We start from the raw sequence: 11841 nt of genomic DNA, 5'->3' as shown, positions 1-11841 counted from the left end.
TCTACGAATTCAACGTGCGTATTCGAGCATGCAAATTGTCGATGCGCCGGTACAGCGCTTGGTGGTCGGGCGGTTGGGTGCTCTTCCACAACCGCACCTTCCTGTCGGCACCTGCGGTGGCGAGCAAATGGCCGTGGGGGTGGAAAGCGACGGCCCGGACCGGACCTGTATGGCCGCCGAGAGGCCGCCCCACTTGCTTCCCGGAATCGACATGCCACAACCGGACCAATCCATCATCGCCGGCGCTGGCCACCAAGTCCGCTCCCGGGTGGAAGGCCACCGACCGGACCGGGCCGATATGGCCGATGAACGGACCGGCCATGGCGCGCCCGGACAGGGGATCCCACAACCGCACCGTTTCGTCGTCGCCGCCGCTGGCCAGCAAGTGCCCGTCCGGATGAAAGGCCACCGTCACGACTGCGCCGTTGTGCCCCGCCAAAGGCTCACTTGCCGCCTGCCCGGACGTCGCCTTCCACAAGCGCACCATGCCGTCGTCCCCGCCGTTCGCCAGCAGGTGTCCGTCGACGTTGAAGGCGAGGGCCCAGCCGGCGCCGTCGAGGTTGATCAGAGGCCCCTTCAACGGCCTTCCAGTTTTGGTGTCCCACAACCGCACGGTCCCGTCTATGCCACCGCTGGCAAGGATGTGCCCGTTCGGGTGAAAGACCACCGACCAAACACTGCCGGTATGGCCGTACAGCGGTTCCCTCGCTGGTTTCAGGCCGTCAAGATGCCACAGGCGGATCGTCTTGTCGCTTCCACCACTGGCCACCAGATCCCCGTCGGGATGGAAGGCCACAGCCACGACGGCACCTGTATGGCCTGACAAAGGCTCCCGCCACGGCTTCCCCGTCACGGTGTCCCACAGCCGCACGGTTCCGTCGCCGCCGCCGCTTGCGAGGATGTGCCCGTTCGGATGGAAGGCCACCGACCAGACGGCGCCGGAGTGACCTTGTGCCGGCGATCCCTCCTCCGGCCGATACAGATCCTCCTGCTCATGCAGGAGATCGAGGGCCGGCCCTTGAGCGTCTTCGTTCCGGACCGTGGGCTCGGCCCCGGAATCCAGAAGGCTGTTGCTCTGGGCACGCATATTGTGGGCGGCGATCCACAGAGCTTTGAACTCGGTGACGTCGCCCTTCAACGCCTCGACCACGAGCTCCAAATTGCCCCATCGAGGCAGGTTGACGCAGCGGATCACACCGTGCGCGGTGGAGTGGCTCATCGCTCCCGTCTGCTTCGCCAGAGTCCGGCTGCTGGGCTCGCCTGCGTGCAGATGCAGGTCCCGCAGGCGCTCACGTAGAACGGCCAGGGGATCCTCCGGCAGAGGGGCTTGCGGAGACATGGTGATGTCAAGATTCCAGAATTCTCGAGAACGTAAACCACATGTGGCACATCTCCCCACAGCGTCACCTGGGCTGGGTTGTCAGTTTCTGTCAGCCGACGTACGGGTTCATCGGATCGCGTAAGACCTTGGCACGGATCGTCAACGGCTATTCGGCACGCCGCATCCTGAAATCGCACCCTCGGCGTCGGCCGAGGTGATGCCGAACTCCAGAAGGGAAGCTCCATGATGATGCTGCCCCACCTCGTCGCACTGGTCGTGGCAAGCGCCGCGTTGCTGACACTCCCCGCCGTCATCTACATGTTCTCGGCCGACTCCGGACGCCGATCCCGTGCGCTGCGCCTGCTGCGCCTGCTGCTGCGCCGTTAGCATCCGCTTGCTCCGGCGAAGGCCGTGTCGCCTCGACCAGTTCTCCCGGGTCCTGGTCACCACCGGCGGGCCCGTCACCTCCCGTGTCGAACAATCTGCGGGCATGGATTCCGCAAGACGCGCTGTCACCACGGAAGTCCTGACCACGCCGACCTACGCTTCCCCCATGGCTTTTGTTATCCCAGAGATCAAGGTCGGCCTGGCCGAGCTCGGTGGCGGGCCGGACGCCTGGTGCTCAAGATGCGGCAAGCGCGCGAGCCTGTACTACGTTGATCCGGCGACCGGTAGACCCACGTACGTCTGCACGGCCGACGCCGGCGCCGAGGTGGAGGCAATGCTCTTGCGCTCCCCCGACTAGGCGGATCACCACCGCGATGCCGGCTCTTCGAGCCTCCGCGCCGAAGAGCCGTCGGAACAAGGCGTTCGTCGACGCCATCCCCACATGAACAGGGCGTCACTCTGCGACACGAAAGCCGTCGCGGTACCTGACGCCGAAGCAGCTCCGCCTCCTTGAAGATGCTCCTCCACAGCGGCAGCCCAGGCACGCGACGCCATGACCTCGGCCGTCCCGAGCAGGCCCCCGCGCAAGCGGAGGAGGGTTCTGCACCCGCAATCCTTGAGCCCCACAGGTCGGACGCTTACGCTCACGCCATGCCCGTGATCGCCGCATTCGCCGCCCTGCTGGTCATTGTCGTGTTCCTGGCCAGGCGCCGGCTGGCGGTGGTGACGGTACGCGGGGAGAGCATGGTGCCGGCGTTGCGGCCCGGCGACCGGTTGCTGGTGCTGCGCGGCAAGGCGGTCAGACGCGGGCAGATCGTGGTGCTTGAGGCGATCGGGCCGGGGATGCGGTGGCGCGAGGGGCCGCTGCCCGAGGTCACGTCCGCCGAGTGGGTGGTCAAGCGGGTCGCGGCGCTGCCGGGTGAACCGGTGCCGCCGGAGTGCCCCGGGCTGCCCTCGACGGTCCCGCCCGGAAAGCTCGTGGTGCTGGGCGACGGGGAGATCAGCGCGGATTCGAGATTATGGGGACTTGTACCAGCTGACCGCGTGCTGGGGGTCGTCCTACGCACCCTTGTTAGTACGTCCTAACAGCCTCATACTCCATTATGTCCGGACATTTCCTGACAACGGGGCTGGGATATGCGTCTGGTCTTTTCTGCTGCAGGACTGGCCACGACGACCTTCATCATCTCCCCCCTGCACCACACCCTGTTCGCCGCCCTGTGCCTGCATCATCCCGGTTTCGCCGTACCCGGATCACCGTGGCGGGACCTGGCACGCAGGACGCCCGCCAGAGCCATGCCGTTCGTACGACGCGTCCACCACGCGCCGCACAGCGTGTCCGGCTTCCTCTGGGCCGACCTGCCACTGCCGTCCGGAGCAGGCACACTCAACGACGAACTCGACGTCCAACCCGGTCTCCGCGACGTCGCCGACGCGCTGCGCGCCTTCTACGTCAGCTGCGTGGCCCCGGAATGGGACGCGATACACCGCCGCCTGAGCGCGCACGTGAACCGATACTCCGAGCTGATCTGCGTACGAGGCTTCGGCCGTACGCTGCCCAGACTCACCCCCAGGCTGAGCTGGTACGGCTGCGCCCTGCAGATCGACACGTCGGACATGTGCCCGTCACCGGTGGAGCTCGGTGACGGGGGCGTGGCGTTCTCGCCGCTGATGTGCGCCAGCCGCTGCTTTCTCGCGCTGTCGCCGCCCCGCGGCGACCGCAGGGCCGTCATCGCCTATCCGGTCAGCGACGAGGGCACCCGGCACCCCGTGCCGGTGGACGCCCTGGCCCAGGTCGTCGGGCAGGCCCGCGCCAGGGTCCTGCGCTCGATCGGCGGCGGGTCGGCGACCGGCGAGCTGGCCAGGTCGCTGGCGGTGAGCGCCTCGACGGTGTCCGAGCACGTGACGGCGTTGCGGCTGGCGGGGCTCGTGAACACCTACCGCGAGGGACGGGCGGTGCGGCACGTGCTCACCTCGCTGGGGCACGAACTCCTCGAATACAGCGCCTGATTTGTCGCATTTCGGTGGCGGTCCGAAAGGATTGCCCCTCCCCTGACCCGATGGTGATGATCAGGCGAATACAGCCCCTCTCACCCAGGAGGTCGGATGACTCGCACACTCAAGGCGTTGGGCGACCGGATGCTCGGCGCCCTGCTGCCCGCCAGCACCGCGGACGCCAGGGGGTGCCCCTACGAGTGCTGGTGCTACCACTGGCTCGACCACACCGCGTACACCTGCGTGCGGCCGGACTGCACGACCTACGTGTCCTGCTACGAGTGCTGCTGACCCTCCACACCCCGCCCACGACCCCTCCGCGAGGGGCGTGGGCGGACCCCACCTGCGCAGGAGTGCCATGCCGTACATAGAGCTGGGCTGCAGGGCCGTGCTCTGCCTCGTCTTCCTGGCCGCGCTGGCGGGCAAGGCCACCGGCTGGCGCGCCTTCGTGTCCTCCGTCCCCGGTCTGGCTCCCGGACTGCCCGCCGCGCCGGTCGCGGTGGCCGTACTGGCCGGTGAGAGCGCCGCCGTGGCGCTGCTCGCCACGGGCGAGCGCGCGGGATTCGTGCTGGCCGCCGCGCTGTCGGCGGCCTTCGCCGCCGCGATCCTGCTGGCCCTGCGCCGCGGCTCCGCCGCCACCTGCCGGTGCTTCGGCGTCACCGCCGCCCCGCTGAGCCGGGCCCAGGTCGTGCGCAACCTGCTCCTGATCGCGGTCGCGGTCACCGGCTGGGCGATGCCGGGCGGGAGCGTCGAACTCGCCGGGGTCGCGCTGGCGCTGGTCGCCGCCGCGGTGCTCGCCGCCGTTCTGGTGCTCTTCGACGACCTCGCCGACCTTCTCCTGGAGAGGAACCTCTGATGCCGTACGTCATCGCAGCCCTGGTCATCGTGGGCGTCGTGAGCGCGCTCAACCTGGTGCTGACGCTCGCGGTGATCCGCAGGCTGCGCCACGCCGAGCAGCACGCCGCGCCCTCGGGGCCGCCGCTGCTGCCGGTGGGCTCGACCGTCCCCGACGTGGGCGGGATCGGCCGGCCCGCGATGATCGGCTTCTTCGACACCGAGTGTCAGGCCTGCCCCGGGCAACTGCCGCCGTTCCTCCAGCTCGTCGCCAACGCGGGTTACTCCCCCTCGCAGGTGCTCGCCGTCGTGTCCGGCCCTGACGGGGACAGCTACGCGGACGCGCTGCGCGGCAGCGCCACCGTGATCACCGAGCCCGCCAACGGCCCGGTCTGCCTGGCCTTCCCCAACTCCGCCTTCCCCGCCTTCTACCTGCTCGACGACTCCGGCCGGGTCAGGTCGCGCGCGGTCACCGTGGCCGGGCTCGGCGCCCCCGTCACCGCATGACCCACGACGTCTCGCCCGGCGTGCTGCGGCTGGCCGGGAGGGCCGTGACGGTGTGGGGGCTGGCCTGGCGGGCCGCTCCGCTCGCGGCCGTCTGCTCGGCGCTCGCCGTGATCGTCGGCGGCACGACGCCGGTGGCCGCGGCCTGGTGCACCAAGCTCATCCTGGACGGTCTGGCGGGCAACCGGGCCGTCCTGGTGCCCACGATCATGCTCGGTGTGGTGGGCCTGGTCGCCGCGCTGCTGCCGCACCTGACCGAATACACCGACGGACGGCTGCGCCGCGGCATGGACCTGCTGACCCGCGAGCGCCTGTTCACCTCGGTCAACGCCTTCGTCGGACTCGGCCCGTTCGAGAACCCCCGCTTCCGCGACCGGCTCAGACTGGCCGAGCAGGCGGGGACGGGCGCCGCCAACCAGATCCTGGCCCCCGGCCTGGCGCTGGTGCGCGGGCTGGTCACGCTGGCCGGGTTCGTCGCCGCGCTCATGGCGCTGAGCCCGGTCATGACCGGGATCGTCCTGCTGTCCGCGCTGCCGTCGCTGGGGGTGCAGCTGTCGCTGAGCAGGCGCAAGGTACGTCTCGGCTGGACGCTCAGCCCGGCGATGCGCCGCCAGATCTTCTACGCCGACCTGCTCACCGAGGTCGAGCCGGCCAAGGAGGTGCGGCTGTTCGGGCTCGGCACGTTCCTGCGCGACCGTCTCCTCGGCGAGATCCGCGCCGTCAACCACCAGGAGCAGGCCCTGGAACGGCGAGCGCTGGCGGGACACGGGCTGCTGGCCCTGCTCGGCGCGGCGATCGGCGGCGCCGGACTGATCTGGGCGATCGCCGGCGGCCGGCTCGGCGTGGGCGACGTGGCCGTCTTCGCCGCCGCCGTCGCCGGGGTGCAGGGCGCGTTGTCCGGCGGGGTCACCCAGCTCGCCCGGCTGCACCAGGCGCTGCTGGTCTTCGGTCACTACCGCGCCGTCGTCTCCGCCGTCCCCGACCTTCCCGTACGTCTCCCGCCGCGCCCGCTGCCCGCGCTCCGCTCCGGGATCGAAGTACGGGACGTCTGGTTCCGCTACGGCGAGGAGCAACCATGGGTGCTGCGCGGAGTGGATCTCACCATCCCGCACGGCGCCAGCGTCGCGCTCGTGGGACTCAACGGCGCCGGAAAGTCGACCCTGGTCAAACTGCTGTGCCGGTTCTACGACCCGACCCGCGGGGCAGTGCGCTGGGACGGGACGGACCTGCGTGACGCCGACCCCGCCGAACTGCGCTCCCGGCTGACCGCGGTCTTCCAGGACTACGTGGCCTACGACTTCACGGCGGCGGAGAACATCTCACTCGGCTCACTGGGCGCCTCCCCCGACCAGGTCAGGGCGGCGGCACGACTGGCGGGGGTGGACAAGGCGCTGGACAGCCTGCCGCACGGGTACGACACGTTGCTGAGCAACCGCTTCCTCGACGCCGCCGAGGCCAGCGGCGTCGTCCTGTCCGGCGGCCAGTGGCAGCGCCTCGCCGTGGCCAGAGCGTTGATCCGGGGCGAACGCGACCTGCTCATCCTGGACGAGCCGAGCGCCGGACTCGACGCGGAGGCCGAACACGCCATCCACCAGCGGTTGCGCGAGCACCGGGCCGGCCGCACCAGCCTGCTGATCTCCCACCGGCTGAGCGCCGTCAAGGACGCCGACCTCATCGTGGTGCTGACGGACGGCAGAATCGCCGAACAGGGCACCCACACCACCCTGATGGCCGCAGACGGCGAATACGCCCGCCTCTTCACCCTCCAGGCCAGCGGCTACACCGTCGACATCCACTGAAGACTGTCGCCACCACCTCGCAAGAACTGGTAGCCGGATGGCGCTTGGCAACAAAGCCGAGAATAGGCTCGTGGAGTACCTGCTGCCTGACGAGGGACTTCAGTGTCGGCAGCTTAGTGGGACGGGGTCGCTGGACGCTGCATTCGTCCAGGGAATGGGGTGGCATCGTGATCGTGACAAGAGAGGGGGAACGACTCATCGAGCTCTCCGTCCTCAGCGTTCCTGGAACTGAGAACTGGGTCGCCGAGATCTGGGATCTAGCGCCGGACGGTGGAGAGCTCATGCACGTCCACAAGTCGACAACCGGAGAGATCCACGTGGCCGTGCTCGACGAAGAGCTGGACCCTGCATTCATTGCGCGGTGGTCACGACGCGCGGCGGAAGAACTGCGCGACTACTGCCCCACACGCACCGGCGAGCTGCGACCGCCACCGGGAATCATCCGGCATTCAGGTATCTCCTGACGGACCTACAAAGGGCCTACCGCCAGGCGCGCGTCCCGCTCCGAGAACGAGACAGGGAGTTCCAGCCGTCGCGGACGGGATCGTCACCGGCACCCCCTATCTGATCGCGCTCCGGGTCTTCGATTGGCTGATGTCACTGGGCCGCAGTCAGGTGTCGGAGGACCTGATCATTCGCCTGGCGCGGGAGAACCCGGTTGGCCCATCGACGGGTGCACGGCGAGATGGTGCGGCTTGGCACCCGTCAGCGACGGCCACCGTGCGCCGTACTCTGCGCTAGTAACGGGCGTGGCCGGGAATCGCTTGGCCTTCCCGGCGCCCTGGCAAGCGGACGGGAATCCCATGGATCCGGACAGCGCGCTCCCCGGTTCGATCCGGACAAGGACACGAACTGCTTCGATCTGGTGAGAAAGCGAAAGCCCGGTGCCCCGAACGGAGGGAACTGCGGGGGGTCGGGAGCCGGCGATGAGGGCGTCGGGGTGTGGATGGGCGGTCGTAGGGGTGACCGCCCGGCGCGTGCGATAAAGCCCGGCCGGAGTCGGGGAAGCCACGCTCAGGTGGCCTGGAAACGTCCGGCGGTGGTCCTGGTGCGGCGGTTCCGCATGTCTGCAATCTTACGGGGCGACTTTGTCCGGGCTCCTTTGTCTGCATGGAAACAGAAAGGGCCGTGGCATGAAAGTCACAGAACAACGTTGGCATGTCCTGATGGCGTACCGGCCGCGACTGCTGGCCTTGGCGAAACGTATGGGGGCCGGGGCGGACGCGGAGGACGTCGTCCAGGACGCGTTGCTGCGTACCGCCACTTTCGCAGGACTGGAGGAGGAGCGGGCGTGGCCGTTCCTCGCCACCGTCACGACGCGACTCGTGGTCGACCACCACCGCCGGACGGCCCGTGAACAGGCGTTATGCCGCCACGCGGCGCTGATGCCGCGCCCCCACGGCTTCGAGGACGCCGTGGCCGACGGGGACGAGGCCAGGCGCGCGGCCCCTCTGATCGCGCTGCTCGACCCCGAGATCCGCCATGTGGTCCATCTGCGGATGGAGGGCGCCACCTGGGGGCAGATCGGCGTCGCGCGCGGCGAATCGGCCGCCGCCGTCGAGATGCGGTATCGCCGTGCGACAGCCCCCGTGCGGCGGGCCGTGAACCGCCCGGCCGGAAAACGGCGATGAATTCCGTCGAGCTTCCCGCCCAGGAACGTATTACCGATGAAAGGTTCGTTCAGGCCGATGTGCGATTCTCGGGAATCGCGGAAAAGGACAGCAATGAGAAGCCTGCGAAGGCGTATTCCGCTCGTACGGCATGCGTTTGTCGTGCTGCTGGCGGCGGCGCTCGCCTGCTTGATGCTCGCGCCCGCGGCGGGAGCGGAGAGCAGGACGTCCCAGAAGGTCTCGTCGTCTCTGACGGATCCCGACACCGAACTGGCCACCACGGAGAACGGCGAGGAACCGCTGGACTCCATCTCCAGCGAGGATTATCTCGCGAAGCTCGCCCAGAACGATGTCGTCGTCTCGGCGGAGGAACGGACCCAGATCATGGCGAGTTCCTGCTGGATCTACACCGGCTACCGAGGCGGCAAGAACCGCGTCGGCCAATGGCTCTGGAAGTATTTCCAGAGAATGGACTACTGCCGCGACGGCTCCCGGATCACCAGCGCCCACTTCTACACCAGGTGGGCCGAGGTCTACATGGTGGGCTGGTCGTTCAAGGCTCACGAGTCGCTCGTGAGCAACGGCGGCCGGGGAGCGGCCCAATGGCGCAAGCGGACCCAGGGCGTCTTCTGCCTTGTGCCGTACTTCTCCTGCATCCAGGAATCGCACCCCTGGGTGGACATGACCGTCTACGGTAACGGCGCGAGGTCCTTCAGCGCCGGAGGCTGACACACGAGAGCGCCGGTCCGGGAAGAACCCCGGGCCGGTGCTCTGTGCCGTCGGCGGCGAACGTGAGCGTCATGATCTCCCACGGTAACGCGACGGTGAGATCCCGGCCCACGCCACGAACGCCTGCCGTAAGGACTCGGCGGAGGCGAACCCGCACCGCCGGGCGATGGCCGCGACCGACTCACGAGTGCCGGTGAGCAGCTGGGCGGCCGCTTCGAGCCGCGTCTCGCGGACCAGCCGCGAGGGGGTCCGGCCGACGCACTCGACGAACAGCCTGCTCAGATGCCGCTCGCTCACCCCGGCGAGCGCGGCCAGACGGGCGACGCCGAGATCCTCGTCCAGATGGCTGACCACATGGTCGACGACCCGCCGGACCAGGACCTGGTCGGCGTGCGCGATCCGGTTGAACATGCTCACCTGCGCCTGGTCCCCCGGCCTTTTCAGGTAAGTGACCATGCCCATGGCGACGCGGCGGGCCAGCTCGGACCCGTGGTCCTCCTCGATGAACGACAGCGTGAGATCCAGAGAGGCGGTGACCCCGCCTGACGTCGCGACCGTGCCGTCCCGTACGAAGATCGGCGCGGGGTCGACCCGTACGTGCGGGTATCGGGTGGCCAGCCGTCCGGCCTCGTACCAGTGCGTGGTGGCCCGGCGGTTGTCGAGCAGACCGGCCGCGGCCAGCACCGTCGCCCCGGTGCACACGGACGCGACCCGCCGCGACAGCCCGGCCAGCCGTACGACCTGACTGACGAACCGAGGGTTGGCGGCGGCGGTCTCGTGCCCTTGACCACCCGAGACGATCAGCGTGTCGATCGGGCCGCCCATCGTGTCGATCCGCCCCTGCCCGGGCAGCTCCAGCCCGGAGTCGCACCGCACGGGCCGGCCCATCGGAGTCGCGAACACGACCCGGTACGCCGGGTCGGCGCCCTGCCGGTTGGCGTAGTCGAAACCGGTCGTCACGCACGCGACGTCAACGAGCTCGATGCCGTCGAAACCGATGACGACCACCAGCCGTCCAGTCATGACTACACGGTACGAGCGAGCGACGGAACACGCACTGCCGACTTTCCCACCGTGGGCTCCGGGACGGCTGCGGCAACACGAGCGCCGCCGTCGAACGAGAAGTGGGGTGCCCGACGATCAGCTGGCGACCAGGCCTCCCAGATGTCCGCCTTGCCCAACTTCGTACGCCTCGCGGAGCCAGCCGGCGAACCCCTCATCAAGCTCGGCGAGATCAGAGATCCGGAAGGTATGAACGTACAACCGCTTCGTGTACGGGGACACGCTGCTGATGCGGGCGTCGTCGCCGATCGTGCGCTGGATGTCGAAGTACCCTCGGAGCCCCCGCATGTCCGGCTTCGCTCCGGCGAATCCTCGACGTGTGCCCTTGACGGTGATCATGCTCTTGGACACCGCGTACGTGAAGGGCCCGCATGCCTCAACCAGGCTGACAAATTCGTGGTACAGGGCTACCGATGCGTCGGGCTTGCCCTCAAGGTGATCGTCGATCGTCCATGTCCGCTGGCTCATGGACCGAGAAACTAGCAAGCGGTGGCGACAGTTTTCGGACTGCGGAGCCGTACTGATCGGGACGCGGGCCATGCAGCCCGGCCCGGAGCCCCGCACCGGCCGGGGCGCGGCCGTCATGGGCCGAAGCCTTGCGCGGAGGGGTGGGGACGCGGGCCCCGGGCGGATCGCGAGGCCGCATGGCGTGACCGCTCGGTCCACGTGCCCTCCAAGGGCTCTCTTGCCAGCAGTCCCATCTTGGTGACCTTCACGGCCGCCTGGAATCGGGTCTCCACGCCCAGGCGGTCCAGCAGGGTCGAGATCACGCGGCTGAGCGTCCTGGGCGATACGTTGAGCCTTCGTGCGATCGCCTCGTCCTTGGCGCCGATGGCGAGCATCCGGATGATCACCCTTTCCTGGGTGGACAGGATTCTGTCCACGCATTCCGCGTGATCCAGCACGTTCGCTATCGGGACGGCCTCGGACCAGTGGTATGCGAACACCGCGTACATGGACCTGACCACCTCCATGCTGTGGATGGCCACGACGCCGAGAGAGGTGTCCTGCGGGTCGATGGGCAACAGGGCCAGGTCGTCGTCCATGAGGGTCATGCCGAGCGGCAGATAACCGCCGACCCGGATGTCCGCCCCGTGACGCATCGCCTCCATGCAGTAGTCACGCATCACGGGGTGCGCCACCACATGATCGGAATAGAGGACCCGCATCTTGACGCCGCGGGACAGGGCCCGCACCGTCCTCGACAACATCTCGTTCGTGGCGTCGATCGCGGGCGCGCTGGGATGGATGGCCAGCTCCTGCTGCTTCACCTGGGAGGATCGATGATCGAGGAACTCGCTCAGCTCCGTCGAGGTTCGCAGCAACTCGACGTTCACGCCGTTCCCGTGCCGCTCGCCGGGCGAGAAGTCCCGCAGCAGCATGTGCAACGCCTCGCGGAAATGACCGAGCCGCCGGTGGTAGCTGGCCGCGAGGCTCCGCTCCAGGTCGAGCAGCCGGGAGAGCGCCACGTCAGGATTTACGATGATGTATCCCGTTGTCGCCTGCGTGGAAGGGACGAGCAGTCCGAGCTGTTCCAGGCACATGATGGCTGCCTCGATATCGACTGTCTCGGCACCCACCTCCGCCGCCACGGAGGGCG

The 11841-nt window shown here is 68.6% G+C and carries 15 protein-coding genes; 11 read left to right on the top strand and 4 right to left on the bottom strand.

From position 1 onward, the window contains the following. Position 1 precedes the first annotated feature (1 nt). On the bottom strand, positions 2-1219 hold the full coding sequence (locus tag ACWCSU_RS20050; RefSeq protein WP_449936629.1) for a WD40 repeat domain-containing protein: 1218 nt from the start codon (positions 1217-1219) through the stop codon (positions 2-4). A 345-nt stretch (positions 1220-1564) separates the two neighbouring features. Here ACWCSU_RS20050 and ACWCSU_RS20045 point away from each other — a divergent pair, with 345 nt between their 5' ends. From ACWCSU_RS20045 to ACWCSU_RS19995, 11 genes are all read left to right on the top strand, one after another. After that, a complete protein-coding gene (locus ACWCSU_RS20045) occupies positions 1565-1708 on the top strand; it encodes a hypothetical protein (protein WP_357700380.1) in 144 nt (47 codons plus the stop codon). Between the two features lie 166 nt (positions 1709-1874). After that, positions 1875-2066 (top strand): hypothetical protein, encoded by a 192-nt coding sequence (locus ACWCSU_RS20040; protein WP_357700378.1) that lies wholly within the window; start codon positions 1875-1877, stop codon positions 2064-2066. A 293-nt stretch (positions 2067-2359) separates the two neighbouring features. Next, positions 2360-2794, top strand: coding sequence for a S26 family signal peptidase (locus ACWCSU_RS20035; protein WP_449936627.1), 435 nt, complete (start codon positions 2360-2362; stop codon positions 2792-2794). Between the two features lie 51 nt (positions 2795-2845). Beyond that, positions 2846-3718 (top strand): ArsR/SmtB family transcription factor, encoded by an 873-nt coding sequence (locus tag ACWCSU_RS20030; RefSeq protein ID WP_449936624.1) that lies wholly within the window; start codon positions 2846-2848, stop codon positions 3716-3718. 96 nt (positions 3719-3814) lie between these two features. Next, on the top strand, positions 3815-3994 hold the full coding sequence (locus ACWCSU_RS20025) for a hypothetical protein (protein WP_357700370.1): 180 nt from the start codon (positions 3815-3817) through the stop codon (positions 3992-3994). A 67-nt stretch (positions 3995-4061) separates the two neighbouring features. Further along, entirely contained in the window at positions 4062-4559 is a 498-nt protein-coding gene (locus ACWCSU_RS20020) for a MauE/DoxX family redox-associated membrane protein (RefSeq protein WP_449936620.1), read from the top strand. Next, positions 4559-5044 (top strand): hypothetical protein, encoded by a 486-nt coding sequence (locus ACWCSU_RS20015; RefSeq protein ID WP_449936618.1) that lies wholly within the window; start codon positions 4559-4561, stop codon positions 5042-5044. The genes ACWCSU_RS20020 and ACWCSU_RS20015 overlap by 1 nt, the downstream gene beginning before the upstream one ends. Next, complete coding sequence (locus ACWCSU_RS20010; RefSeq protein WP_449936617.1) at positions 5041-6840, top strand: ABC transporter ATP-binding protein; 1800 nt, start codon at positions 5041-5043, stop codon at positions 6838-6840. Before ACWCSU_RS20015 ends, ACWCSU_RS20010 begins: the two co-directional genes overlap by 4 nt. 167 nt (positions 6841-7007) lie before the next feature. Then, entirely contained in the window at positions 7008-7304 is a 297-nt protein-coding gene (locus tag ACWCSU_RS20005) for a hypothetical protein (RefSeq protein ID WP_449936614.1), read from the top strand. Positions 7305-8006: 702 nt separating this feature from the next. After that, positions 8007-8471 carry an RNA polymerase sigma factor gene (locus ACWCSU_RS20000; RefSeq protein ID WP_364098846.1) on the top strand — a complete coding sequence of 155 codons (465 nt, stop codon included), beginning with the start codon at positions 8007-8009 and terminating at the stop codon, positions 8469-8471. A 141-nt stretch (positions 8472-8612) separates the two neighbouring features. Further along, positions 8613-9179 (top strand): hypothetical protein, encoded by a 567-nt coding sequence (locus ACWCSU_RS19995; RefSeq protein WP_357700357.1) that lies wholly within the window; start codon positions 8613-8615, stop codon positions 9177-9179. Positions 9180-9248: 69 nt separating this feature from the next. On the opposite strand, the gene ACWCSU_RS19990 is transcribed toward ACWCSU_RS19995, so the two are convergent. The 3 genes from ACWCSU_RS19990 to ACWCSU_RS19980 form a co-directional block, all read right to left on the bottom strand. After that, on the bottom strand, positions 9249-10202 hold the full coding sequence (locus tag ACWCSU_RS19990; protein WP_397040826.1) for a GlxA family transcriptional regulator: 954 nt from the start codon (positions 10200-10202) through the stop codon (positions 9249-9251). Between the two features lie 117 nt (positions 10203-10319). Beyond that, positions 10320-10709: a DUF5655 domain-containing protein gene (locus ACWCSU_RS19985; protein ID WP_449936609.1), complete on the bottom strand. Its 390-nt coding sequence runs from the start codon at positions 10707-10709 to the stop codon at positions 10320-10322. Positions 10710-10822: 113 nt separating this feature from the next. Further along, positions 10823-11833 (bottom strand): LuxR C-terminal-related transcriptional regulator, encoded by a 1011-nt coding sequence (locus ACWCSU_RS19980; protein WP_449936607.1) that lies wholly within the window; start codon positions 11831-11833, stop codon positions 10823-10825. Positions 11834-11841 lie beyond the last annotated feature (8 nt).

Source organism: Nonomuraea sp. NPDC001699 (assembly GCF_053596455.1).
The sequence above is the reverse complement of the archived record's forward strand: the minus strand, read 5'-3'. Positions and strand labels throughout refer to the sequence as shown.